25 protein-coding genes are annotated in these 23,529 nt (G+C 55.0%); 23 read left to right on the top strand and 2 right to left on the bottom strand.

The annotated features are described in order from the left end of the window. Positions 1-23 precede the first annotated feature (23 nt). From G5154_RS06665 to G5154_RS06585, 17 genes are all read left to right on the top strand, one after another. A complete protein-coding gene (locus tag G5154_RS06665) occupies positions 24-1,139 on the top strand; it encodes a protein-glutamate methylesterase/protein-glutamine glutaminase (protein ID WP_421244140.1) in 1,116 nt (371 codons plus the stop codon). A gap of 2 nt (positions 1,140-1,141) precedes the next feature. Then, positions 1,142-1,879 carry a flagellar motor protein gene (locus tag G5154_RS06660; protein ID WP_019444726.1) on the top strand — a complete coding sequence of 246 codons (738 nt, stop codon included), beginning with the start codon at positions 1,142-1,144 and terminating at the stop codon, positions 1,877-1,879. A gap of 2 nt (positions 1,880-1,881) precedes the next feature. Continuing rightward, positions 1,882-2,802, top strand: coding sequence for a flagellar motor protein MotB (locus G5154_RS06655; protein WP_005334698.1), 921 nt, complete (start codon positions 1,882-1,884; stop codon positions 2,800-2,802). 4 nt (positions 2,803-2,806) lie between these two features. Then, the gene (locus G5154_RS06650; RefSeq protein WP_005353663.1) at positions 2,807-3,601 is read left to right on the top strand and encodes a ParA family protein; all 795 of its coding nucleotides are present in this window, start codon (positions 2,807-2,809) and stop codon (positions 3,599-3,601) included. After that, positions 3,598-4,470: a chemotaxis protein CheW gene (locus G5154_RS06645; RefSeq protein WP_323910562.1), complete on the top strand. Its 873-nt coding sequence runs from the start codon at positions 3,598-3,600 to the stop codon at positions 4,468-4,470. The genes G5154_RS06650 and G5154_RS06645 overlap by 4 nt, the downstream gene beginning before the upstream one ends. 69 nt (positions 4,471-4,539) lie before the next feature. Further along, positions 4,540-5,028: a chemotaxis protein CheW gene (locus G5154_RS06640; RefSeq protein WP_005343991.1), complete on the top strand. Its 489-nt coding sequence runs from the start codon at positions 4,540-4,542 to the stop codon at positions 5,026-5,028. A gap of 28 nt (positions 5,029-5,056) precedes the next feature. Further along, positions 5,057-5,434 carry a DUF2802 domain-containing protein gene (locus G5154_RS06635; RefSeq protein WP_216980226.1) on the top strand — a complete coding sequence of 126 codons (378 nt, stop codon included), beginning with the start codon at positions 5,057-5,059 and terminating at the stop codon, positions 5,432-5,434. A 293-nt stretch (positions 5,435-5,727) separates the two neighbouring features. Continuing rightward, on the top strand, positions 5,728-6,363 hold the full coding sequence (gene ccmA / locus G5154_RS06630) for a cytochrome c biogenesis heme-transporting ATPase CcmA (RefSeq protein WP_005343996.1): 636 nt from the start codon (positions 5,728-5,730) through the stop codon (positions 6,361-6,363). 5 nt (positions 6,364-6,368) lie between these two features. Further along, positions 6,369-7,037 (top strand): heme exporter protein CcmB, encoded by a 669-nt coding sequence (gene ccmB, locus G5154_RS06625; RefSeq protein ID WP_421250590.1) that lies wholly within the window; start codon positions 6,369-6,371, stop codon positions 7,035-7,037. A 173-nt stretch (positions 7,038-7,210) separates the two neighbouring features. After that, on the top strand, positions 7,211-7,951 hold the full coding sequence (locus tag G5154_RS06620; RefSeq protein WP_005344000.1) for a heme ABC transporter permease: 741 nt from the start codon (positions 7,211-7,213) through the stop codon (positions 7,949-7,951). 2 nt (positions 7,952-7,953) lie between these two features. After that, the gene (gene ccmD, locus G5154_RS06615; RefSeq protein ID WP_005344002.1) at positions 7,954-8,160 is read left to right on the top strand and encodes a heme exporter protein CcmD; all 207 of its coding nucleotides are present in this window, start codon (positions 7,954-7,956) and stop codon (positions 8,158-8,160) included. Next, positions 8,157-8,648: a cytochrome c maturation protein CcmE gene (ccmE, locus tag G5154_RS06610; RefSeq protein ID WP_005344003.1), complete on the top strand. Its 492-nt coding sequence runs from the start codon at positions 8,157-8,159 to the stop codon at positions 8,646-8,648. Before ccmD ends, ccmE begins: the two co-directional genes overlap by 4 nt. After that, a complete protein-coding gene (locus G5154_RS06605; RefSeq protein ID WP_005344004.1) occupies positions 8,645-10,600 on the top strand; it encodes a heme lyase CcmF/NrfE family subunit in 1,956 nt (651 codons plus the stop codon). The genes ccmE and G5154_RS06605 overlap by 4 nt, the downstream gene beginning before the upstream one ends. Further along, a complete protein-coding gene (locus G5154_RS06600) occupies positions 10,597-11,127 on the top strand; it encodes a DsbE family thiol:disulfide interchange protein (protein WP_005344005.1) in 531 nt (176 codons plus the stop codon). Before G5154_RS06605 ends, G5154_RS06600 begins: the two co-directional genes overlap by 4 nt. A gap of 11 nt (positions 11,128-11,138) precedes the next feature. Next, positions 11,139-11,618, top strand: a complete 480-nt coding sequence (locus G5154_RS06595) for a cytochrome c-type biogenesis protein (protein ID WP_005344009.1) — start codon at positions 11,139-11,141, stop codon at positions 11,616-11,618. Further along, positions 11,615-12,883 (top strand): c-type cytochrome biogenesis protein CcmI, encoded by a 1,269-nt coding sequence (gene ccmI, locus G5154_RS06590; protein ID WP_421250589.1) that lies wholly within the window; start codon positions 11,615-11,617, stop codon positions 12,881-12,883. The genes G5154_RS06595 and ccmI overlap by 4 nt, the downstream gene beginning before the upstream one ends. A gap of 86 nt (positions 12,884-12,969) precedes the next feature. Continuing rightward, positions 12,970-13,782: an MlaA family lipoprotein gene (locus G5154_RS06585; RefSeq protein ID WP_216951790.1), complete on the top strand. Its 813-nt coding sequence runs from the start codon at positions 12,970-12,972 to the stop codon at positions 13,780-13,782. 112 nt (positions 13,783-13,894) lie between these two features. Here G5154_RS06585 and sodB read toward each other — a convergent pair whose 3' ends face one another. Next, the gene (gene sodB / locus G5154_RS06580; protein WP_005344015.1) at positions 13,895-14,479 is read right to left on the bottom strand and encodes a superoxide dismutase [Fe]; all 585 of its coding nucleotides are present in this window, start codon (positions 14,477-14,479) and stop codon (positions 13,895-13,897) included. Positions 14,480-14,767: 288 nt separating this feature from the next. On the opposite strand from sodB, the gene G5154_RS06575 reads away from it, so the two are divergent. The 6 genes from G5154_RS06575 (at position 14,768) to G5154_RS06550 (ending at position 22,032) form a co-directional block, all read left to right on the top strand. Beyond that, on the top strand, positions 14,768-15,112 hold the full coding sequence (locus G5154_RS06575) for a Grx4 family monothiol glutaredoxin (protein WP_005344017.1): 345 nt from the start codon (positions 14,768-14,770) through the stop codon (positions 15,110-15,112). Positions 15,113-15,471: 359 nt separating this feature from the next. Continuing rightward, positions 15,472-16,476, top strand: coding sequence for a bifunctional threonine ammonia-lyase/L-serine ammonia-lyase TdcB (tdcB, locus tag G5154_RS06570; RefSeq protein WP_005344020.1), 1,005 nt, complete (start codon positions 15,472-15,474; stop codon positions 16,474-16,476). 11 nt (positions 16,477-16,487) lie between these two features. Next, positions 16,488-17,819 carry a threonine/serine transporter TdcC gene (gene tdcC / locus G5154_RS06565; protein WP_216979252.1) on the top strand — a complete coding sequence of 444 codons (1,332 nt, stop codon included), beginning with the start codon at positions 16,488-16,490 and terminating at the stop codon, positions 17,817-17,819. 206 nt (positions 17,820-18,025) lie between these two features. After that, positions 18,026-19,234, top strand: coding sequence for a propionate kinase (gene tdcD / locus G5154_RS06560; protein ID WP_421244136.1), 1,209 nt, complete (start codon positions 18,026-18,028; stop codon positions 19,232-19,234). 44 nt (positions 19,235-19,278) lie between these two features. After that, positions 19,279-21,573: a formate C-acetyltransferase gene (gene pflB, locus G5154_RS06555; protein WP_421244135.1), complete on the top strand. Its 2,295-nt coding sequence runs from the start codon at positions 19,279-19,281 to the stop codon at positions 21,571-21,573. Between the two features lie 69 nt (positions 21,574-21,642). Further along, positions 21,643-22,032 carry a RidA family protein gene (locus G5154_RS06550; protein WP_421244134.1) on the top strand — a complete coding sequence of 130 codons (390 nt, stop codon included), beginning with the start codon at positions 21,643-21,645 and terminating at the stop codon, positions 22,030-22,032. A 106-nt stretch (positions 22,033-22,138) separates the two neighbouring features. On the opposite strand, the gene G5154_RS06545 is transcribed toward G5154_RS06550, so the two are convergent. Next, complete coding sequence (locus G5154_RS06545; protein WP_421250588.1) at positions 22,139-23,350, bottom strand: RsmB/NOP family class I SAM-dependent RNA methyltransferase; 1,212 nt, start codon at positions 23,348-23,350, stop codon at positions 22,139-22,141. Positions 23,351-23,529: the final 179 nt, after the last annotated feature.

Here is a 23,529-nt window from a genome sequence, read left to right as displayed (position 1 = left end):
CCCAAGGAGTTAGAAAAACAACAATGGCAGTCAAGGTATTAGTTGTCGACGATTCGAGCTTCTTTCGCCGTCGGGTGAGCGAGATCATTAATCAGGATCCCATGCTGACGGTGATTGATACGGCCCAGAATGGACGTGAAGCAGTGGACAAGGTGATGTCGCTGCGTCCTGATGTGATCACCATGGACATCGAGATGCCCGTGATGGATGGCATCAGTGCGGTGCGGGAGATCATGGCCAAGTGCCCAACCCCCATTCTGATGTTTTCATCCCTGACTCATGAAGGCGCCAAGGCGACACTGGACGCGCTGGACGCCGGTGCTCTCGACTTCTTGCCCAAGAAATTTGAAGACATTGCCAGAGACAAGGACGAAGCAGTCAGACTGTTGCAACAGCGGGTGAAGGAGATCTCCCGCAAGCGCTTCCTGATGACATCCGCTGCCCGTCCCAAAGCACCTGAACCGGTTATTCGTGCTCCGCTGGGAAGCACTGCGCCCAGAACTCCTGATCGTCAGCCTGACCTACAACGTATTGTGCCAAGTGCTTCCTTCAAGCGCAGTGGCAAGAGTTATCAGTTGGTGGCAATCGGCACTTCTACCGGCGGACCAGTTGCTTTGCAAAATGTACTGACCAAGTTGCCGGGGGATTTTCCCCATCCCATCCTGCTTATCCAGCATATGCCAGCCACTTTTACCGCCGCGTTTGCTGCCCGTCTCAACGGGTTATGTCAGATTGGCGTCAAGGAAGCGGAAGATGGCGATGTGCTTAAACCCGGACATGCCTATCTGGCGCCTGGTGGTAAGCAGATGCTGTTGGAAGGTCGCGGTACTGGGGCTCGCATCCGCATCGTGGATGGCAACGACAAGGTAAATTACAAGCCTTGTGTGGACATCACTTTTGCCTCTGCGGCCAAAACCTATGCCGACAAGGTATTGGCGATTGTGCTGACCGGTATGGGCGCAGATGGCCGTGATGGCGCCAGACTGCTGAAAGAGCAGGGATCAACCATCTGGGCTCAGGATGAGGCTTCCTGCGTGGTATATGGTATGCCCCAAGCGGTAGCCAAAGCGGGGATTGCCAGCGAATCACTCCCTCTGGACAAGGTGGCCCAGCGTATTCTGGTTGAGTTGGGGCGCTAATCATGGGCTTGCTCGGTCTGCTCCTGGCATTGGGGGCGATTGCCATTGCCCAACTGTGGCATGGCGGCTCCCTGTTGACGTTGGTGGACGGCCCCGCTTTTTTGATCGTGCTGGGTGGTACCGTTGGTGCCGTCACGTTGCAGACTCCAGCCAAGTACATTCTGCTGGCGTTGCGCCAGCTGTTATGGATTTTTACCCCTCCCCACCAAGATCTCGCGGCGCAGGCCGAACGGTTGCAGTCATGGGCCGTCTTTGCGCGCCAGCAAGGGCTGCTGGCCCTTGAAAATCAGGCCGAGCAGGAGGAAGACAACTTTACTCGCCAAGGGCTTGGCATGATTGTCGATGGGGTCTCCACGGAGGATATTCGCATGTTGCTCGAAGCCGATATCGATATCGAGCAGGAGCGTAATGAACATGCCGCCAGGGTATTTGAAGCAATGGGGGGGTACAGTCCGACCATCGGGATCATCGGTGCCGTGCTGGGCCTGATCCAGGCCATGTTTCATCTCGAAGACCCATCAGCACTGGGAGCTGGGATCGCAGTGGCATTTGTGGCAACCATCTATGGAGTGGGGTTTGCCAACCTCATCTACCTGCCTATCGCCAACAGGCTACGCGCATTTCACTATCACTATGCACTCTTTCAGGAGATGACCCTGGAAGGGCTGCTGGCTATCGCCCATGGTGAAAACGGCTTGCAGGTTGAACGCCGGCTCAGGGCCTATTTGAAAGGAGAGTAGCCATGCGCAAGCGCTATCGGTTGCACTTGCAGGGTCGCGAGCATCTTGACCGCTGGCTGGTCTCCTATGCCGATTATATGACGCTGATCTTTGCCTTGTTCGTGGTGCTCTACTCTGTTGCACTGGTGAACAAGGACAAGTATCGCGCGGTGATTGATGGTATGAGCCAGGCGTTCAGTGTCATGCAGTCTGGCGGCAATGGCTTGCTTGAAGGGCAGGGTAATTCCCTGCTGGATAACCCGGTATCTGCCTCTCCATCATTGCTGGAAAGCCCAGCATCCCCCTCTCCTTCACTTGCTCCTATTTCTGGTGTGCCAGTGCTGCAAGATGGCGCGACACTTGCAAAACTCGATATGCAGTTGCAACAGAGCATGGGCTCGCTGGTAGATGCCGGTATCGTCAAACTGACGCAAGATGAGAACTGGCTGACGGTTGAACTCAGTTCCGGCTTGTTGTTTGGTAGCGGCAGTGCCTTTTTGGGACCAAACGCAGCACCGGTCATTAATACTCTTTCAAGTATTCTCAAACCGGTCGATAACTATGTAAGGGTTCGGGGTTATACCGATAACCAACAGATAAATAATGAAATTTATCGTTCTAACTGGGCGCTTTCTGCTGCTCGGGCCGAAGCGGTACTCAATGGTTTGATTGCCGATGGGATCGCCCCCCAGCGTCTGGCGTTCGAGGCATATGGCGAGTTTTCCCCCTTTGCTGACAACGGCAGCGAGCAGGGCAGACTGCAGAATCGCAAGGTTGTGGTCGCTATCTCCAAATTTGCCTGGGTGCCGCCGGCACCTGTGGTTGCAACGCCTACGGTAGTTGCCGAACCGGTTCCTGCTGTACAACAGGCGGTGGATGCAGGAGAGATAAAGGTGATCACCTTGCCCGGTGGTGGCATACGCATAACAACAAGGCAGGATTGATACAGTGATTGTTTGGACGGTTGCCAACCAGAAAGGTGGTGTGGGTAAAACCACCACAGTGGTCTCGCTTGCGGGGATCCTGGCCCAGCGTGGCCAGCGGGTGCTGTTGATTGATACCGATCCCCATGCTTCGCTGACTGCATATCTTGATTTTGATTCAGATCGCCTGGATGGAACCCTCTATGAGTTGTTTCAAGCTGTCAAACCGACAGCCGAGCTTGTCAATAAACTGACGCTTAAGACCAAGTTCGAAAATATCAACTTACTGCCAGCATCTATTACCTTGGCGACCCTTGATCGGGTGATGGGCAATCGTGAGGGGATGGGACTGGTACTGAAGCGGGCACTGCTGCGCATTCAGGAGCAATATGATTACGTGCTGATCGATTGCCCGCCAGTACTGGGGGTGATGATGGTCAACGCGCTGGCTGCCTGCGATCGCATTCTGGTGCCTGTCCAGACCGAATTTCTGGCCCTCAAGGGGTTGGAGCGGATGATGAAAACATTCGAGATCATGCAGCGTTCCAAGCGTGACAAGTTCCGTTATACCGTGATCCCGACCATGTTCGACAAGCGCACCCGTGCTTCTTTGATGACCTTGAAATCGATCAAGGATCAATATGGGGATTCGGTGTGGAATGCGGTGATCCCTATTGATACCAAGTTTCGGGATGCCAGCTTGCTGCATATCCCCCCGTCTATCTATTCTCCCGGGAGTCGTGGAACCTATGCATATGAAACGCTGCTCAACCATCTGGATGCCCTTGAGCGGCAACGGGTTCATGAGGTGACGGCATGAGAGATACCATTCAAGTACGGGCGATGGATGACTATTTCCACTCCCTGCTGCTCGATGAGCCACTGGTGCTGGATGAGGTGGAAGAGGTTCAATCTGCCCCTGTTTTACAGTTGCAACGTCAGCCCCAAAGCGTCCCTGAGGTAGTCTCCGCACCTTACCTCGAAAGCGATCCACGGCTTGCCCAACTTGGTGAGCTATTGGCTCAGGTGGGACAAGTCCAGTTCGAAAATGATGCCTTCACCCAGGAGATAACACTCACCACTCCGCTGGAGATTGTGGCAGAGGAATCACTGCTGCCGGTGGAGCCTGAATGGCCTGCGGAGGTTCTGCTTCCCGAGGTTGCAGAGCCCCATACTACTATCCTGACCGAGACTGCGCTGGAGGTTGCTCCGGTAGAGGCCAGTGAACCGGTTGCTTGGGAAAATATCGATACCGGTAAAGAGTTTCAGGCCCTTTTCTTTGAAGTCGCGGGTGTGACGTTTGCGGTGCCGTTGACCGAGCTGGGTGGTATTCATCAGTTGGGCGAGATCACCTCCCTGTTTGGCCAGCCTGGCTGGTACAAGGGGATCATGACCTCTCGCGAGCAGAAGATGAATGTGGTCGATACTGCCCAGTGGGTCATGCCGGGTCAGCATCTCGAGATGGATGATTACAAGTATCTGATTATGCTTGGTGAATCGCCGTGGGGATTAGCCTGCCACCATCTCAAAGGGACTGAATTGTTACACCGTGACCAAGTGAAATGGCGCCATCAGGAGGGCAAGCGCCCCTGGTTGGCGGGCATGGTCAAAGAAAAAATGTGTGCCCTGTTACACGTCCGCGAACTGCTCCTGTTGCTGGAGCGTGGGGTTAACATAGAAGGTCGCTGATAACTTCTGCAATCGAGCTGTTTTATTGCTAGTTTTAGCAGTAGACGTTTTCATAAAAGGAATAAAAACATGACAGAAAAGCGCAATATCGCACAGAATCTGGCCGAAGATGAAGTGCTGCAATGGGTAACCTTCCAACTGGAAAACGAAACCTACGGCATCAATGTGATGCAGGTTCAGGAGGTGTTGCGCTACACCGAAATTGCACCGGTGCCGGGTGCGCCTGAGTACGTACTGGGGATCATCAACCTGCGTGGCAATGTGGTGACTGTCATCGATACCCGTTCCCGTTTCGGTCTGCCTTCCGGTGATGTGAGCGAAAATTCCCGTATTGTTATCATCGAGGCCGAGAAGCAGGTGATTGGCATTATGGTCGATAGTGTGGCGGAAGTGGTTTATTTGAAATCTTCCGAAATCGATGCGGCTCCGGCCGTGGGAACCGAAGAGAGTGCCAAGTTCATTCAGGGAGTCAGCAACCGTGACGGTCAACTGCTGATCCTGGTTGACTTGAACAAGCTGCTCTCCGATGAAGAGTGGGAAGATATCGGTTCCCTCTGACAAATAAGGTGATGTTTTGATAATCGAGATGGTTGCCTTGGGGGTGTCCCTGATTGCCTTGGTGTTTGCCTCTTATAACTGGTTCAAGAGCAAGCGTAGCAAGCAGGAGTCCGAGGCCAGTGTGGCAACGCTGCAAGGTCAGTTGGAAAGCTTGCGCAAACAGATGATGGAGCTTCATAGCGGCTCCATTGGCATGGGACAGCGGTTACAGTCGGTAGAAGGCGCGATGCAGCAGGTCAATGAACGCCAGCAAGAACTGACCATGCAAGATCCCGAACGCAGGCTCTACAGTCGAGCGGCTAAGATGGTCGAACTGGGCGCCGATCTTGATGAAGTCATGAGTGAGTGTGAGTTGCCAAAGGCAGAAGCAGAGCTCTTGATATCGTTGCGAAAAGGTCGCTCTTGATTATTCAGGGAGGCAGTCGCCTTCCTGAATTTTTTTCTGCTCCTTGCATACAGCTCTCTGATGTAGCGCGATGTACAGTGAGATGATTGAATTATTATGTTTTAAGATGATTTTTTATTAATCTTTTCGATTTGATGTATTTTGAAGTCGTTGATTGTCATCATTTTTCCCGCCTATTTTCTCTTATGCGCGATCTTCTCCACAAAAACAGTGGATGATGGGCATCTTGGAAAAGACGTATTCCAATACTGTGTTAAGATGCAGGCCGCTTCATTTTCTCTGAAAAAATCTCCATGCTGCTTCAAGTTAACAATCTGAGCTGCGTGCGTGAAGATCGCACTCTGTTTGAACATCTCTCCTTTGCGGTAGTTCCCGGTGATCTGGTGCAAATTGAAGGTCCCAACGGGGTAGGCAAGACCAGCCTGCTGCGCCTGCTGACTGGGCTGTCTCAGCCGTTTGCCGGTGAAGTGTGCTGGAATGGTGAAAATATTCGCCATTGCCGTGATGAGTACCATGCCAATCTGCTCTATCTCGGTCATCAGCCCGGGGTCAAAGCTGCTTTGACTCCGCTCGAAAATCTCGCCTTTTACCAGAAGCTGCATCATGTGTCCCGGCAGACGGTCGATTTGTGGCAGGTGCTTGCCCAGGTTGGGTTGGCCGGTTTTGAAGAGAACCCGACCGGGCAGCTCTCGGCAGGTCAACAGCGCCGGGTGGCTCTGGCCAGGCTTTGGCTCAGTGACAAAGCGGCTCTCTGGATCCTGGATGAGCCCTTTACCGCCATTGACAAGCAGGGGGTCAAGGTGCTGGAGAGGCTGTTTCTGGCTCATGCCGAGCGGGGGGGGATGGTAATCCTCACCACTCATCAGGATATGACGCTGATGCAGGGGCGACTGAAGACCCTCTCGCTTACGCCCTTGCTGCAGGAGTAGTTTCGATGTTGCGTGCCGTCATGCATTTGATCCACCGCGAGTTATTGATGGCCTTGCGCCAGCGTGCAGACATTCTTAACCCGCTCTGGTTTTTCCTTATTGTCATCACCCTGTTCCCACTCGGTATCGGCCCTGAGCCCAAGTTATTGGCTCGCATTGCTCCCGGCATCATCTGGGTTGCGGCTTTGCTGGCGGCCATGCTGTCGCTGGAGCGGCTGTTTCGCGACGACTTTGGCGACGGTTCGCTGGAGCAGCTGATGTTGATGCCCCATTCACTCGGGTTGCTGGCGCTGGCCAAAGTGATTGCTCACTGGTTACTGACTGGATTGCCGCTGCTGCTGATTTCGCCCTTGCTGGCGATTTTGCTGTCGCTGGATATGGACAGTTATCTGGCGGTAGTCGCCACTCTGGCACTCGGCACTCCGGTGCTGAGCCTGCTCGGTGCGGTCGGTGTAGCCCTTACGGTCGGACTGCGCAAAGGTGGAGTGCTGCTCAGTCTGCTGATCCTGCCGCTCTATATTCCGGTGCTGATTTTTGCTACCTCTGCTATTGATGCGGCGGGGATGGGCTTGCCCTATGGCGGTCAGCTTGCCATTCTGGCCGCCATGATGGTTGGTGCCTTGACGCTAACGCCACTGGCCGTTTCGGCTGCCTTGAGGGTCAGTCTTAACTGATGGTCTATTGGTAGAACGCAGTGTGGTTTCGTGTGGGGGCTTTCTTTTCCTGAAATAAAGTTGCGATGGATCAAGCGGATTGCCGCTTATTGCTTTCGAGGTATTTGATGTTATCCCGAGGTCAGTATGTTTAGGCCTCGCCAAACAATTAATAACAAAAAGGTTTGTGAGTTATGTGGAAATGGTTGCACCCTTACGCTAAACCCGAACGGGCATATCGGTTGGCAGGAACCTTGTTACCCTGGTTTGCCGTGATAAGTCTGCTGTCGTTCATCATCGGCACTGTTTGGGGGCTGGCTTTTGCCCCCGCCGATTATCAGCAGGGTGACTCCTTCCGGATCATCTATATCCATGTTCCTTCCGCCATTCTTTCAATGGGAGCTTACTCTACCATGGCTGTGGCAGCCTTTATCGGGCTGGTATGGCAACTGCGGATGGCGGACATGACAGTGGCGGCTATTGCTCCTGTCGGTGCCGTGTTCACTTTTATTGCACTGTTTACCGGTGCAGCCTGGGGCAAACCCATGTGGGGAACCTGGTGGGTGTGGGATGCACGGCTCACCTCCGAGCTGATCCTGCTGTTTCTCTATCTTGGCGTGATTGCCCTCTACAACGCCTTCAGTGACAAGGTTGTTGCTGGCCGTGCCGCCGGCATTCTGGCGCTGGTCGGGGTGATCAATCTCCCCATCATTCACTACTCGGTTGAGTGGTGGAATACCCTGCACCAGGGGGCCACTATTACCAAGTTTGACAAACCCTCTATCTCTCCCGAGATGCTTTGGCCATTACTCATCATGATCCTGGCGTTTGCTGCCTTTCTCGGGGCCCTTACCCTGATGCGTTTTCGAAACGAGCTCTTGATGCGGGAGTGGCATCGTCCCTGGGTTCAAGAGATTGCCGAGCAGGAGAAGTAAGCATGTACTTTGCCTCATTCAGTGACTTTCTGGCGATGGGCGGTTACGCCTTTTACGTCTGGCTCTCCTTCGGACTGACCTTGCTCTGTCTGGTCGGTATCATCATTTCCACCCGTATGAAAACCCGTAGTCTGTTTAATGAGTTACGCAGCAAGCAGGCACGCGAGAGCCGTCGCAAGGCAGCTCGGCAGATGGAGAACACCCTATGAACCCGAGACGCAAAAAACGCCTCACCATTATTCTGGCCATCACGCTGGGCCTCGCTACCGTGAGCGGGCTGGTGCTTTACGCCCTCAGTCAGAATATCGACCTCTTCTATACCCCGAGCGAGCTGGTGGAAGGGAAGGGGCCGGACAAGATCAAACCGGAAGAGGGGCAGCGCCTGCGCATTGGTGGTCTGGTGGTCCCCGGCACAGTCAAGCGTGATCCGAACAGCCTCAAGGTCAGCTTTAACCTGATCGACAATGGTGGTCATCAGGTGATGGTGCAATTTGATGGCATCCTCCCGGATCTGTTCCGCGAGGGGCAGGGGATTGTGGCGCAAGGAACTCTCAAAGATGCCACCACGGTCGAAGCCTTCGAGGTACTGGCCAAACACGATGAAAACTACATGCCGCCAGAAGTGGCCGATGCCACCAGTGGCATGCACTTCAAACCGGAATACACTGATGCGCAGTTGAAGGGGAATAAGCCATGATCCCGGAATTAGGACAGTTTGCGCTGATCCTGGCCTTTGCGACCTCTCTGTTGCTGGGTAGCTATCCGCTGCTTGGTGCAAGTTGGGGGCGTCTTGGCATGATGTCGGCAGCGCGTCCGCTCGCCTATGCCCAGTTTTTGTTACTGCTGCTGTCGTTTCTCTGCCTGACCTGGGCCTTTATCGACAACGACTTCACCGTGCAGTATGTGGCCACTAACTCCAACAGCCTGCTGCCGCTTGCCTATCGCATTTCCGCAGTATGGGGCGCCCATGAGGGCTCTTTGTTGCTGTGGGTGCTGACCCTGGGCGGCTGGACTGCGGCGGTGGCCATGTTCAGCCGCCGTCTGCCGCTCGATGCGGTGGCGCGGGTGCTTGGCGTGTTGGGGCTGATCTCGGTCGGCTTCACCGCGTTCGTGCTGTTCACCTCTGATCCCTTCACCCGCACCTTGCCCTATTTTCCGGTCGATGGCCGCGACCTCAATCCGCTGCTGCAGGATCCGGGTCTGATCTTCCATCCACCGATGCTTTACATGGGCTATGTGGGATTCTCGGTGGCGTTTGCTTTCGCCATAGCCTCATTGATGACCGGTCGTCTCGATGCAACCTGGGCCCGCTGGTCGCGCCCCTGGACCATGGCGGCCTGGGTATTCCTGACCCTCGGCATCGTGCTGGGCTCCTGGTGGGCCTACTACGAGCTCGGTTGGGGCGGCTGGTGGTTCTGGGATCCGGTAGAAAACGCCTCCTTCATGCCCTGGCTGGCGGGTACGGCCCTGCTGCACTCGCTTGCGGTGAGCGAGAAGCGCGCAACCTTCAAGGCGTGGACCGTGCTGCTGGCCCTCTCGGCCTTCTCGTTGAGCCTGCTCGGTACCTTCCTGGTGCGCTCCGGCGTGCTGGTGTCGGTTCATGCGTTTGCCTCCGACCCGACCCGCGGCCTGTTTATTCTCGGCTTTTTGCTGGCGGTGATCGGCTCATCCTTGCTGCTGTTTGCCTTTAAAGGTTCGCAGGTGAAAAGTCACGGCAAGCATGAGCTGTGGAGTCGCGAAACCCTGCTGCTGGCCAACAACATCATGCTGGTGGCGGGCCTGCTCACCGTGCTGTTAGGCACCTTGTTACCGCTGGTGCACAAGGAGCTGGGGCTGGGGAGCATCTCTATCGGTACCCCCTTCTTCAACCATATCTACAGTTGGCTGATCATTCCGTTTGCTCTGCTACTGGGGGTTGGTCCGCTGTTTCGCTGGCGCCGCCAGGAGCTTGGCGAGCTCAAGGGCAAAGTGATCCTTGCGCTGGTGCTGAGCCTGGCTGCAGCCCTGCTGTTGCCGCTGCTCTTGGCCGAAACCTTCAAGCCGTGGGCGGCGGTGGGGATTGGTCTGGGGGTCTGGATCATCGTTACCAGCCTGCAGGAGACCTGGGTGCGGGCCACCCACAAGCACCATTTTGCGGTCGGTGTGCGCAAGCTTGGCAACAGTCACTGGGCGATGATCCTTGGCCATGTGGGGCTGGCAGTCAGCATCATAGGCATCGCCTGTACCCAGAACTACAGCATCGAGAAGGATCTGCGGATGCAGGCGGGTGATCGGGTGCACTTTGCTGATTACGAGTTCGTCTTCACCGGTATCAAGGAGAAGAATGGCCCCAACTATGATGGCTTCAAAGGCGTGCTGGAAGTACACAAGAATGGCAAACAGGTAGCCCTGCTCAAACCCGAGAAGCGGATGTACACAGTGACCCGGATGCCGATGACCGAAGCGGCCATTGATGCCGGTTTCACGCGAGATCTTTATGCGGCCCTTGGCGAGCAGCTAGACAATAATGCCTGGGCTGTGCGGATCTACTACAAGCCGTTCGTGCGCTGGATCTGGTTCGGTGGCGTCTTTATGGCTATCGGTGGCGTGCTGGCGATGCTGGACAAGCGTTACCGTTTCGGCCGTCGTGAGGAGGAAGCCAAGGCATGAACAAAAAGGTCTGGTTGTTTCTAATTCCCTTTATCGTTTTTTTGCTGGGGGCTGTGTTCCTGTTCAAAGGGCTCTACTCCGATCCCACCAAACTCGAATCCGTGATGGTGGGCAAGGAGGTGCCGGTATTTACCCTTCAGGACATTTACGATCTGGGTAAACAGCATGATCGCACCATTCTGACCGGCCGGCCCATGTTGCTCAACGTCTGGGCTACCTGGTGTCCTACCTGTTATGGCGAGCACACTTACCTCAAACAGCTGGCAGGGCAGGGGATCCCCATTATCGGCATGAACTACAAGGATGAACGCGCCAAGGCGATCAAGTGGCTGGCTGAGCTGGGCAACCCCTATCAGGTCAATCTCTATGATCCGGACGGCATGCTGGGGCTTGATCTGGGGGTGTACGGCGCGCCGGAAACCTTCTTTATCGACAGCAAGGGGATAATCCGTTATCGCCACGTGGGGGATATCAACCCCCAGAACTGGGTATCGACCCTCAAACCCATCTTTGATGCCATGAAGTGAGGGGTGTTTCGATGAGAGTGTTTATTGCTTCCCTGCTACTGTTGCTGGGATGGGTGGTACAAGCGCCGGCCATGGCTGCTATCGATGTCTACACCTTCGAAAACGACAATCAGGAGCAGGTCTTTCGCGAACTGACCAAAGAGCTGCGCTGCCCCAAGTGCCAGAACCAGGATATCGCCGACTCCAATGCGGGGCTGGCCAAGGACTTGCGCGACAAGACCTACCAGATGGTGCGCGAGGGCAAGAATAAAGAGGAGATCGTGGACTACATGGTTGCCCGCTATGGCAACTTTATCCTCTATAACCCGCCCCTGATGGCTTCGACCCTGATCCTCTGGCTGGGCCCGCTGTTAGTGATCGTTATCGGTCTCGGCGTGGTGGTGATACGTAGCCGACGCTCTGCGGCAACGTCAGAGCCTGTGGATAGCACCCTGAGCGATGAAGAGCAGCGTCGCCTGGCCGAGCTGCTCAAAGAGGAAGAGAAACAATGACCGCCTTTTGGATTGTGATTGCGGCCCTGCTGGTGCTGGTGAGTCTGGCTCTGGTGTTACCGTTGTGGCGCAGTGAGGGGAACCAGAGCATCAGTCGTTCAGCGCTCAACAAACAGCTCTATCGTCAGCGCTTGCTGGAGATCGGCGAGGAGCGAGAACAGGGTGTGCTTGCCGAGGAGCCCGATTCGCTCATCGAGTTGCAGCGCAGCCTCTTGGATGATATTCCCGATGTGGAGCAGACAGCCCGCAGTGGCAAGAGTCTGAGCTGGATCCCAGGTGTGCTGGTGCTGGTGGTGGTGAGCCTGGGTATCTACTACAAGCTGGGTTCATGGCAGGAGGTGAGCCGCTGGCAGGATGCCAGCAGCCGTCTTGGTGAGCTCAGCAACCGGATTCTTGTGGAGCGTGATGCCCAGGTAACCGAGCAGGATCTGCTGGACTTCACGCTGGCACTGCGTACCCGCCTAAAGGATGAACCGAACGACTACCGCGGTTGGCTGCTGCTGGGACGCTTGGCGCTGGATGGCAATGATCCCGAGATGGCCAACGATGCGCTGTCGCGTGCCTACACGCTGGCTCCCCAGAAATCGCTGGTGGCGGTGCCCTATGCCCAAGCGCTGATGATGACGGGGGAGGAGGTGCAGGCCGATGCACTGCTGCGTGCAGCCATCGCGCAGGAGCCTGATAATATCGAGGCGCGCTCCGTCTATGCCTTTATGGCGCTGCAGAAAGAGGACTTCCAGACCGCGCTGTCTCGCTGGCAGGCGATGTTGCCCTTGATGGAAAAAGGCTCTCCCCGTTATGTGATGGTTGAGCGCTCCATGGAGTATGCCCGCACGCAGCTCAAGCAGCGTGGCATAGAGGTGACGAATTCAGGCGCAGCCAAAACGGGAACAGAGCAGGTAAAGCAGTCTGACGTTAATGAGGGAGAGTTCCCCATCCACATCACGCTGGCTGCGGGCATCCAGATGCCGGAAGATGCTCACCTCTTCGTCTTTGCCGTGGTGCCCAACGGACCACCCATGCCCATCGCGGTGAAACGTATCGCTGGGCCAACCCTGCCTGTCACCCTTTCACTGGGGGATGGTGACGCCATGATGGAGGGCAGCAAGCTGGAAGCGTATCCAGAACTGCAGTTCAAGGCACGTCTCTCCCGCGGTGGCAATGTGATGAACAAGGAAGGAGCCTTCGAAGGGGTATCCGTGCCGGTCAAGACGGCCGAGCCCCCTACTGCTCCGATTGACATCCGTATCGATCACGCCCTCTAATATGTCCTTTGAATAACCCGGCTCCTTGATAGGGGCCGGGTTATCTATACTTCTGATAAATCAAAATAAAACGTCAGGACAATCATATGTATCTTCGTTCAGGGGCCATACTGGCAGCCCTCTTGCTGGCTGGTTGTGCCGGTGGCCCGCCCAAGCCTGGCCCAGAGAGTCTGGATCTCAATCCCGGTATGAATCGTCCGGGCGCCACCAGTACGGCGGCCGACCCGCGTGATCCCTTCCAGGGAGCAAACCGTGCCATGTGGGCGGTCAATTATGATGTGCTGGAGCCCTATGTAGCACGTCCTGTGGTACATGCTTACGCTCGCTATATTCCGGTGGGGGTGAAGGATGGCATTGCCAACTTTGTTGCCAACTTTGATGAACCGAGCAGCATGGTGAACCACCTGATCACCGGTGATTTGAAGGGGGCGGGGACCAACCTGGGGCGCTTTACCCTCAACACCACCGTCGGTCTGCTGGGTATCTTCGATGTGGCCAAACATGCCGGTCTCGAGCGCAACAAGCTGGAGATGGACACAGTGCTGGGCAGGGCCGATATCGGTAATGGTGCCTACATCATGGTGCCTGTCTACGGCCCGACCACCACTCGGGAGCTGGTTGGTGACACCATTGACACCATCTACTTCCCCTATGCCTTGCTGACTATCCCGTTAAGGGTTACTCATTGGGTTCTGGATGGCTTGGGCAATCGCGCCAAGCTGATCGATCAGGAGCGGATCATCGACAACTCCCTCGACCCCTATGCGCTAACCAAGGACTTCTACCTGCAATATAACCAGGGCAAGGTGACGGGCAAGCAGACCGAGCTGAAAGCGTCTCAGCAAGAGCAGGCCGACGATGCCAATCTGGATGAATACATGGACGAGCTGGACCAGTAAACTGGCTATCTCGATATGTAAAAGGCGCCTGCGGGCGCCTCTTTCATTTACGCAGCCATCTAGATATAAAAAAACGCCCCGCAGTGCGGGGCGTTTTGGCAAGCGAGGCTGATTAGGCAGCCAAGTTCTTGGCCACAAATTCCCAGTTAACCAGAGCCCAGAAGGTTTCCATGTACTTCGGACGCAGGTTGCGGAAGTCGATGTAGTAGGCGTGTTCCCACAGGTCAACGGTCAGCAGCGGGGTGGTACCGGCTTCAGTCAGCGGGCAACCTGCGTTGGAGGTGTTAACGATAGCCAGAGAGCCGTCAGCTTTCTTCACCAGCCAGGTCCAGCTGGAGCCGAAGTTACCGATGGCTGATTTGGTGAAGGCATCCTTGAACTCGGCGAAGGAGCCGAATGCCTTGTTGATGGCATCAGCCAAGGCGCCAGTCGGCTCACCACCGCCATTCGGGGAGAGGCAGTGCCAGTAGAAGGTGTGGTTCCAGATCTGGGCTGCGTTGTTGAAGATGCCGCCGCTGGAGGTCTTGATGATCTCTTCCAGAGACTTGCCTTCAAACTCGGTACCCGGCACCAGATTGTTCAGGTTGACCACATAGGTGTTGTGGTGCTTGCCGTGGTGATATTCCAGAGTTTCCTGGGAGATGTGCGGTTCCAGAGCGTTGATTGCATAGGGCAGAGCGGGAAGTTCGAATGCCATTTTCTACTCTCCATTGGCTGGACCGTGCGAAGGCGACGGTTGCAAGACATTGCGTACTCTTTTCTATATCTGAAAAGAGTTGTTTTTAAAATGATGGGGCCGAGTAGCCCAAAGCCAAGGGATTGTAGCAGTATCAAAGATGGCCTAACAACTCTTGATTGGCGCCATGATCGCGATCAAGCCTGAGTAGGTTCTTTGCACAATTCGAGCCGGGTCACCCCTTTGTCAGTTTGTGCTCTGGCAAGATTGCAGTAGAATGGCCGCCGAAATCGCTCTAGTGAGGCACCTATGGAAACTATTGAAAAGATTAAGCAGCAGCTGGCTGACAACCCCATCATCCTCTATATGAAGGGATCCCCAAAGCTACCCAGCTGTGGCTTCTCTGCCCAGGCCTCCCAGGCACTGATGTCCTGCGGCGAGCCGTTTGCATATGTTGATATCCTGCAAAATCCGGATATCCGTGCTGAATTGCCGAAGTTTGCCAACTGGCCGACATTCCCGCAGTTGTGGGTTGAAGGTGAGCTGATCGGCGGCTGTGACATCATGATCGAGATGTTCCAGGCTGGCGAGTTGCAGAGTCTGATCAAAGAGACTGCTGCCAAGTACAAGAAAGATGATGCAGCAGCCGAGTAATCGGTCCTGTGTTGTCTATAGGGAGCCACATCGGCTCCTTTTTTATTATCCCGGTTCTGGCAGGCAAGAAACTGATCACCGGTTGCAAAAAGCAACGCGATTGCCCTGAAAAATCTAATCTTTGCCGCTTTGTTTTGGAGTTGTTAACCATATTGATTTTCCAATCTACGATTACTTTTTTTAATCATTTTGGATTCAAGTGTCGCTGTCATCACATTTTTTGATAATTTCACCGTTACGCAGTCTCTTTGTAGATTTTTTTGTGTTTATGCTCACATTAATTGCAAGTGATAGAACCTAGTATCGCTTCGCCCAGTGAAATAAAACCCTACAAATTAATAAATAAAAAGAGATTTGCGATGAAGATGTATAGCAATCTGCCCATTGGTCTTCATGATATTACCGAAGCCAAAAAAAGACTGACCAACCATATATACAAGACCGCGCAATTACCCTCTAACTATATCAGCGAACGTTGTCATGGCGAGGTTTACCTCAAGCTTGAAAACATGCAACGTACTGGCTCTTTTAAAATTCGCGGTGCTTTCAACAAACTCAGTTCATTAAGTCTGGAGGAGCGTCAAAAAGGTGTTGTCGCCTGCTCTGCCGGTAATCATGCGCAGGGGGTATCTTTGTCCAGTGCCATGCTGGGAATTGATGCCAAGGTGGTCATGCCTTGCTGCGCACCCAAATCAAAAATTGCTGCAACCAGCGATTATTCGGCGGAAGTTATTCTGCATGGCAATAGTTTCAATGACACTATTGCCAAAGTCAGCGAAATCGTGGAAATGGAAGGTCGCGTATTTATACCCCCTTTTGACGATGCAAAAGTGATTGCCGGCCAAGGAACCATTGGCCTGGAAATTATCGAAGATTTGTATGATGTCGATAACATCATAGTGCCGATTGGCGGCGGTGGTCTGATTGCCGGTGTTGCCATGGCCATCAAATCCATCAACCCGACTATCCGTGTGATTGGCGTGCAGTCGGAGAATGTTCACGGCATGGCGGCTTCATACTACGCAGGCACCATTACCAATCATAGAACCAGTAGCACGCTGGCTGATGGCTGTGACGTGGCAAGACCCGGCACCCTGACCTATGAAATTGTCAAAGAGCTGGTCGATGATATTGTTCTGGTGACTGAAGATGATATTCGTCATAGCATGGTTGACCTGATTCAGCGCAACAAGGTGATTACCGAAGGGGCGGGAGCTCTGGCCTCGGCAGCACTGCTCAGCGGCAAACTCAAGCATTATGTCGAAGGCAAAAAGACCGTCAGCATTATTTCGGGTGGCAATATTGACCTGACCCGGATCGTCGAAATTATCGAACAGAACAATATCCGTCAATTTAGCCTGTAAGGAATACAGTCATGATCTTGGATAGTGTCGTTAGCAGCAGTAAAGAGAGTGTCAAAGCATGGCGTAAATCGGATACAACCTGGGGACTCGGTCTGTTTGGTACAGCGATCGGTGCAGGTGTTCTATTTTTCCCCATTCGGGCCGGATATGGTGGCCTGATACCAATATTAATCATGTTGGTGCTGGCTTACCCTATTGCATTTTATTGCCACAGAGCGTTGGCCAGATTATGTCTTTCCGGCAGTAACCCATCGGCAAATATTACCGAGACCGTTGAAGAGCATTTTGGCAAAATGGGCGGGGTGGTAATTACCTTCCTCTATTTCTTTGCCATCTGCCCACTGCTGTGGATATATGGTGTGACAATCACCAATACCTTCATGGCATTCTGGGAACATCAACTGCAAATGGCGCCGCTCAATCGGGGTGTTGTCGCCCTTGGGCTGCTGCTGTTGATGGCCTTCGTGATCTATTTCGGCAAGGATCTGATGGTTCGCGTAATGAGCTATCTGGTCTTTCCCTTTATTGCCAGTCTGATCGTTATTTCTCTCTCCCTCATTCCTTACTGGAACAGTGCCGTCTTTGATCAGGTCAACCTGAGCGAGATATCCATGTTTGGTCACGACGGTATTCTGGTCACCGTCTGGCTGGGGATCTCCATCATGGTCTTCTCCTTCAACTTCTCGCCGATTGTCTCCTCTTTCATCGTTTCCAAACGGGAAGAGTATGAGCATGAGTTCGGTCGCGATTTTACCGAGAAACGCTGCTCCAAAATCATCTCCGGTGCCAGCATGCTGATGGTTGCCGTGGTGATGTTCTTTGCCTTCAGCTGTCTCTTTACCTTGTCGCCGCAAAATATGGCGGACGCCAAGGCCCAGAACATTCCGGTGCTCTCCTATCTGGCCAACCACTTCTCCTCAATGACGGGCAGCAAGTCTGCGTTTGCCACCACTTTGGAGTATGCGGCTTCTATCATTGCGCTGGTTGCCATCTTCAAATCCTTCTTCGGCCACTATCTGGGAACGTTGGAAGGGTTGAACGGCCTCATCCTCCGCTTTGGCTATCAGGGCGACAAAAGCAAGGTTTCCAGTAAAAAGCTGAACATGATCAGTATGTTGTTCATCATGGGTTCTACCTGGCTGGTTGCTTATGTCAATCCCAACATCCTCGACCTGATTGAGGCAATGGGGGCGCCGATCATCGCTTCCCTGCTCTGTCTGCTGCCGATGTATGCCGTCAACAAGACACCGGCACTGGCAAAATATAAAGGTCAGGCCAGCAACCTGTTTGTCACCATCATCGGTGTGCTGACCATCCTGAATATTGTTTCCAAGCTGTTCTGAAAACCTTTTCTGCAAGTCATCAGCCATTCAGACCCTGACCCCTTGGCGGGGTCTGCATGGCGTAGTCAGAAGCGCGCAATAACCGGTTCTTGGTTGGCCCAATTATTTGGGCCGAGGGCAAGGCTATCCGTTATTTGGCCACTAAACACAGTGGCAAAGATGCTCTGACTGCAGTGACTCGACAGCATAAATATCGAGGCGATGTAATGAAGTTTGATTCGTTGGTTCTGGTTATCAATTGTGGCTCTTCGTCGGTCAAATTCTCGGTACTGGATAGTAAAACCTGCGAGGTGGTGATCTCCGGGATGGCCGATGGTATCGAGACCGAACATCCCCAGCTGAAAATTGATAAAAACTCGGCCACCCCCTTGCCGGAAAACAACCATAGCTGTGCATTGGCGGCGATTGCAGAAGAGCTGAAACTGCGCGGTTTACTCGATGCCATCACCCTAGTGGGCCATCGCATTGCCCATGGCGGCAATGAGTTCAGCGAAGCGGCCATCATTGACGAGCGGGTACTGGCCAAAATCAGGCAGGTCTCGCCACTGGCACCGTTGCACAACCACGCCAATTTGAGCGGCGTGATGGCCGCCCGCCAGCTCTTTCCCAACCAGCCCCAAATTGCGGTATTTGATACCGGCTTTCACCAGACCCTGAAGCCGGAAGCCTATGTCTATGCGCTGCCTTACCAATATCTGCAGGATTACGGCGTGCGCCGCTATGGCTTCCATGGCACCTCCCATCGCTATGTTGCCGAGCAGGCCTGTGCATTCATGGGGCTGGACGATCAGCATGCCGGTCTGGTCATCGCCCATCTGGGCAATGGCGCCTCTATTTGTGCGGTACAGGATGGCAAGAGCGTCGATACCTCGATGGGGATGACGCCGCTGGAGGGGCTGATCATGGGCAGCCGCAGCGGTGATATCGATTTTGGCGCGCTGGCCTATATCGCCAGCAAGACGGGCCAATCCATCGAGGATATCGAGCGGGTATTGAACAAGCAGTCCGGCCTGTTGGGTATTTCGGGGCTCTCCTCCGATATGCGGGTATTGGAAGCTGCCTATCACGAAGGACATCCCGGGGCAAAATTGGCCATTCACGCTTTTGTCCATCGTATTGCCCGCCATATCGGCGGTCATGCCACCTCATTGCGCCGGCTGGATGCCGTTATTTTCACCGGCGGGATCGGCGAGAACTCGGCCTTTATCAGAAAGCTGGTATGCGAACGACTGCAGGTATTTGGTGTAGCGATCAGTGAGTCGTTTAACCAGCGTCCCAATAGCGAGGGCTGCCGGGTAATTTCGGCGGCAGAGTCCATGGTACTGGCGGCGGTTATTCCCACCAATGAAGAGAAAATGATCGCGCTGGATGCCATTCGTCTGGGGCAGCAGGTTCGTCAGGCCGAGTGCGTCTGACATCTTCCACTGTAGTGTCATGAGTAGTGAATGAGGTTTATTTGATGAAAGTTGATATGCAATTGGATCAGGATAAATTCCGTCAGGCATGGCAAGGGTTTGCCGGTGAAAACTGGAAGCACGAGATCAACGTCCGTGATTTTATCCAGCAGAACTACACCCCCTATGAAGGTGACGAACAGTTTTTAGCAGATGCGACCGAAGCGACCACCACTTTATGGAACAAGGTGATGGAGGGGATCCGTATCGAGAATGCCACCCACGCACCGGTCGATTTTGATACCAATATTGCCACGACCATCACCGCCCACGGGCCGGGTTATATCGAGCAGGGGCTGGAAAAGATTGTTGGCCTGCAAACCGACAAGCCCCTTAAAAGAGCGCTGCATCCATTTGGCGGCGTAAATATGATTCGCAGCTCTTTTGAAGCATATGGCAGGGAGATGGATCCCGAATTTGAATATACCTTCAGCGAATTGCGCAAAACCCACAATCAGGGGGTGTTCGACGTCTACTCTCCCGAGATGCTGCGCTGCCGAAAGTCAGGGGTATTGACCGGTTTGCCGGATGGTTACGGCCGCGGTCGCATTATCGGAGATTATCGTCGGGTCGCGCTTTACGGCATAGATTATCTAATCCGTGAGCGGGAGCTGCAGTTTGCCGATCTGCAACCGGCTCTCGAGCAGGGAGAGCAGCTGGAGCAGGTGATCCGCCAGCGCGAAGAGTTGGCCGAGCACAAGCGGGCACTGGTGCAGATCAAGCAGATGGCGGCCAGCTACGGCTTTGACATCTCCGGGCCGGCGCGCACTGCCCAGCAGGCGGTGCAGTGGCTCTACTTTGCCTATCTGGCGGCGGTGAAGTCGCAAAACGGTGGCGCCATGTCCCTCGGCCGTACCGCCACCTTCCTCGACATCTATATCGAGAGGGATCTGAAGGCGGGGCTCATCAGCGAGCAGGATGCCCAGGAGCTGGTCGATCATTTCATCATGAAGATCCGCATGGTGCGCTTCCTGCGTACTCCCGAGTTTGACTCCCTCTTCTCCGGCGATCCCATCTGGGCGACCGAGGTGATCGGCGGTATGGGGCTGGATGGTCGTACTCTGGTGACCAAGAACTCCTTCCGTTACCTCAACACCCTCAAGACCATGGGGCCGGCGCCCGAGCCCAACCTTACCATACTCTGGGCGGAAGGGCTGCCACGGGCTTTCAAGACCTATGCCGCCCGCGTCTCCATCGATACCTCATCCCTGCAGTATGAGAACGATGACCTGATGCGCAACGATTTCGAGAGCGATGATTACGCAATCGCCTGCTGCGTGAGCCCCATGGTGATCGGCAAGCAGATGCAGTTCTTCGGGGCCCGTGCCAACCTGGCCAAGACCCTGCTCTACTGCATCAACGGCGGGGTGGACGAGAAGCTGAAGATCCAGGTTGGTCCGAAAGTGGCGCCTATCATGGACGAGGTGCTGGATTACGACACTGTCATGGCCAGCCTCGACAGCTTTATGGATTGGCTGGCGGTGCAGTACATCAGCGCGCTCAACCTTATTCACTACATGCACGACAAGTACAGCTACGAGGCCTCGCTGATGGCGCTGCACGATCGCGATGTCTATCGCACCATGGCCTGCGGCATTGCCGGTCTGTCGGTAGCGGTCGATTCGCTGGCGGCCATCAAGTACGCCAGGGTCAAGCCGGTGCGCGATGCGGACGGGCTGGCAGTCGATTTCGTGATTGAGGGGGAGTATCCCCAGTACGGCAACAACGACGAGCGGGCCGACTCCATCGCCTGCGAGCTGGTCGAGCGCTTCATGAAGAAGATCCAGGCGCTGCCGACCTACCGCAATGCGGTGCCGACCCAGTCGATCCTGACCATCACCTCCAACGTGGTCTATGGCCAGAAGACAGGTAACACCCCGGATGGCCGCCGTGCCGGTGCGCCGTTTGCGCCGGGGGCCAACCCGATGCACGGTCGGGATCGCAAGGGGGCGGTCGCTTCGCTCGCCTCGGTAGCCAAACTGCCGTTCAAATATGCCAAGGACGGGATCTCCTACACCTTCTCCATCGTGCCGGGGGCGCTCGGCAAGGAGCCGGCTAATCGCGAGAACAATCTGGTGGGGTTGATGGATGGCTACTTCCACCATGAGCGGGATGTAGAAGGGGGTCAGCACCTCAACGTCAACGTGATGAATCGCGAGATGCTGCTGGATGCCATCGAGAATCCGGACAAGTACCCCAGCCTGACCATCCGGGTCTCCGGCTATGCGGTGCGCTTCAACGCCTTGACCCGCGAGCAGCAGCAGGACGTCATCTCCAGAACCTTCACCAACATGATGTAACTCTCATGCCCGGGTTGAGCCGGCTTGCTCCGGGCCTACTTTTTGTTTGTCAGCACGAGGAAGTAACAGATGTGGCAGGTTATCAGTACCAAAGCGGCGCCTGGCGCCATCGGCCCCTATGTGCAGGCCACCCGGATTGGCAACATCCTCTATACCTCCGGTCAGATCCCGCTGGACCCGGTGAGCGGCGACATTGCGGAGGGTATCGAAGCGCAAACCCTGCGCTCCCTGCAAAACGTCAAGGCGATTGTCGAGGCGACAGGCGGCCAGGTGCGCAATATCTTCAAGACCACGGTGTTTGTCTCCGATCTGAACGACTTTCCCGCGGTCAACCGGGTCTACAACGACTTCTTCACCGAGCACGATGCCGTGTATCCGGCGCGCTCCTGCGTGGAGGTGGCCCGCTTGCCCAAGGATGTGAAGATCGAGATAGAGGCGATTGCTGCGCTGGAGTCCTGACGCGGCGATCCTTATCAATAAAAAGAGCGGCAGCCCGAGGGCTGCCGCTCTTTTTTCATCGAACCCGCCGTGCGCGATAAGGGCGCAAGGAGCAGATCACGCTGGATCAGGCGATCCGTTCGATACGAGCCATGTAGAAGCCGTCGAAGCCGGTCTCGGCCGGGCTTACGGTGTGATCGTCACGCAGACGGAAGTTCTCGTTGGCAGCGAGGAACTTGTCCACCTGCTGACGGTTCTCCTGGGGCAGAATGGAGCAGGTTGCATAAACCAGCAGACCGCCCACCTTCACCATCTGGCTGTAGCGCTGCAGGATCTCTTCTTGCAGTGCGACCAGTACAGGCAGACGCTCGGCGGTATCACGCCACTTGGCATCCGGATTGCGTTTGAGTACGCCAAGACCGGAGCAGGGCACGTCCAGCAGTACGCGGTCGGCGCTCTCTTTGAGGCGCTTGACGGTCTTGCTGCTGGTGATGACCCGGGTCTCCACATTGTGGGCACCGGCGCGGCGGGCGCGTTGCTTGAGGTTATCCAGCTTCCACTCTTCCACATCCATCGCCAGCAGGCGGCCTTTGCCCTGCATCATGGCGGCGATATGCAGAGTCTTGCCACCGGCACCGGCGCAGGCGTCAATGACACGCATACCCGGGGCAACTTCCAGAGCTGCCGCAACCAACTGAGAGCCAGCGTCCTGTTGTTCGAAGCAACCATCAGCAAAGGCCTTGGTGCGGAACAGGGCGGCGTCGGAAGTGACCTGCAGGGCCGTCTCCACACCTTCAACCGGAATAGTGGTGACCTGCTCTTTGGCCAGAATGGCCTGCAGCTCATCACGGGTGCACTTGAGGGTGTTGACCCGCAGGTAACGCTTGGGCATCCAGGCCAGGGCAGCACGCTCGGCAGGCCAGGCTTCACCCAGCTGTTCGTTGCCCAGTTTCTCCAGCCAGCTCGGGCAACCATCCATCAGCACCGGGTTCTTCTTCGCCTCGGTCAGACGGCGGCGGAAGGCCTCTTCGTTGAAGCGATCCAGCGTCGGGTTGTTGGGCTGGGCGATTTTGTGGAAGGCGTGCCAGCTGTGCAGCAGCGGCCAGACATTCTTCTCGGCCTGACGCACCTGAATACCTGTCAGAGCACAGTAGAGGCTCAGCCGACGCAACAGGTCGCCGGTGACCAGGGCAATCCTTGCCTGTTCTTGCGGTTTGAGTTCGATGCCTGAGAAGTGACGGGCATAGGCACGGTCGAGGGTAAGACCCTGACCGAGCACATCGTCAATAATGGCAACGACCAGATCCCCGAAACGGGGCAACAGTGGGGATTTGAGCATGAGATTAACCTTGGCCAGATAAAGATGAACTGCACCTTTGTGAAGAGGGGCTGTTCTAAAATTGACAAATCCGCGCAATGATAGGGGTTAGACGGGGTTGGCGCAACACTCCCACTCGGGAATGGTGGAAAGGGTTGCTTCAGCTTTGTATTGATGTGGCCGAATAAAAATAAAGTACA

Origin of the sequence: Aeromonas sp. 600527, from assembly GCF_049175415.1 — a bacterium.
In the GTDB taxonomy this organism is placed as follows: Bacteria; Pseudomonadota; Gammaproteobacteria; order Enterobacterales; family Aeromonadaceae; genus Aeromonas; species Aeromonas veronii_A.
This window is presented reverse-complemented; position numbering and strand designations above follow the sequence as displayed.

What these genes read in the sequence shown, in the direction of transcription:
- G5154_RS06635 (WP_216980226.1), top strand. Translation starts at nt 5,057, where the DNA reads ATGGTTGCCTTGGGGGTGTCCCTGATTGCCTTGGTGTTTGCCTCTTAT.
- ccmI (WP_421250589.1), top strand. Translation starts at nt 11,615, where the DNA reads ATGACCGCCTTTTGGATTGTGATTGCGGCCCTGCTGGTGCTGGTGAGT.
- pflB (WP_421244135.1), top strand. Translation starts at nt 19,279, where the DNA reads ATGAAAGTTGATATGCAATTGGATCAGGATAAATTCCGTCAGGCATGG.
- G5154_RS06595 (WP_005344009.1), top strand. Translation starts at nt 11,139, where the DNA reads ATGAGAGTGTTTATTGCTTCCCTGCTACTGTTGCTGGGATGGGTGGTA.
- G5154_RS06665 (WP_421244140.1), top strand. Translation starts at nt 24, where the DNA reads ATGGCAGTCAAGGTATTAGTTGTCGACGATTCGAGCTTCTTTCGCCGT.
- G5154_RS06550 (WP_421244134.1), top strand. Translation starts at nt 21,643, where the DNA reads ATGTGGCAGGTTATCAGTACCAAAGCGGCGCCTGGCGCCATCGGCCCC.
- ccmB (WP_421250590.1), top strand. Translation starts at nt 6,369, where the DNA reads ATGTTGCGTGCCGTCATGCATTTGATCCACCGCGAGTTATTGATGGCC.
- G5154_RS06660 (WP_019444726.1), top strand. Translation starts at nt 1,142, where the DNA reads ATGGGCTTGCTCGGTCTGCTCCTGGCATTGGGGGCGATTGCCATTGCC.
- G5154_RS06575 (WP_005344017.1), top strand. Translation starts at nt 14,768, where the DNA reads ATGGAAACTATTGAAAAGATTAAGCAGCAGCTGGCTGACAACCCCATC.
- G5154_RS06545 (WP_421250588.1), bottom strand. Translation starts at nt 23,350, where the DNA reads ATGCTCAAATCCCCACTGTTGCCCCGTTTCGGGGATCTGGTCGTTGCC.
- ccmD (WP_005344002.1), top strand. Translation starts at nt 7,954, where the DNA reads ATGTACTTTGCCTCATTCAGTGACTTTCTGGCGATGGGCGGTTACGCC.
- G5154_RS06640 (WP_005343991.1), top strand. Translation starts at nt 4,540, where the DNA reads ATGACAGAAAAGCGCAATATCGCACAGAATCTGGCCGAAGATGAAGTG.
- G5154_RS06620 (WP_005344000.1), top strand. Translation starts at nt 7,211, where the DNA reads ATGTGGAAATGGTTGCACCCTTACGCTAAACCCGAACGGGCATATCGG.
- tdcD (WP_421244136.1), top strand. Translation starts at nt 18,026, where the DNA reads ATGAAGTTTGATTCGTTGGTTCTGGTTATCAATTGTGGCTCTTCGTCG.
- ccmA (WP_005343996.1), top strand. Translation starts at nt 5,728, where the DNA reads ATGCTGCTTCAAGTTAACAATCTGAGCTGCGTGCGTGAAGATCGCACT.
- G5154_RS06645 (WP_323910562.1), top strand. Translation starts at nt 3,598, where the DNA reads ATGAGAGATACCATTCAAGTACGGGCGATGGATGACTATTTCCACTCC.
- sodB (WP_005344015.1), bottom strand. Translation starts at nt 14,479, where the DNA reads ATGGCATTCGAACTTCCCGCTCTGCCCTATGCAATCAACGCTCTGGAA.
- ccmE (WP_005344003.1), top strand. Translation starts at nt 8,157, where the DNA reads ATGAACCCGAGACGCAAAAAACGCCTCACCATTATTCTGGCCATCACG.
- tdcC (WP_216979252.1), top strand. Translation starts at nt 16,488, where the DNA reads ATGATCTTGGATAGTGTCGTTAGCAGCAGTAAAGAGAGTGTCAAAGCA.
- G5154_RS06585 (WP_216951790.1), top strand. Translation starts at nt 12,970, where the DNA reads ATGTATCTTCGTTCAGGGGCCATACTGGCAGCCCTCTTGCTGGCTGGT.
- G5154_RS06655 (WP_005334698.1), top strand. Translation starts at nt 1,882, where the DNA reads ATGCGCAAGCGCTATCGGTTGCACTTGCAGGGTCGCGAGCATCTTGAC.
- tdcB (WP_005344020.1), top strand. Translation starts at nt 15,472, where the DNA reads ATGAAGATGTATAGCAATCTGCCCATTGGTCTTCATGATATTACCGAA.
- G5154_RS06605 (WP_005344004.1), top strand. Translation starts at nt 8,645, where the DNA reads ATGATCCCGGAATTAGGACAGTTTGCGCTGATCCTGGCCTTTGCGACC.
- G5154_RS06600 (WP_005344005.1), top strand. Translation starts at nt 10,597, where the DNA reads ATGAACAAAAAGGTCTGGTTGTTTCTAATTCCCTTTATCGTTTTTTTG.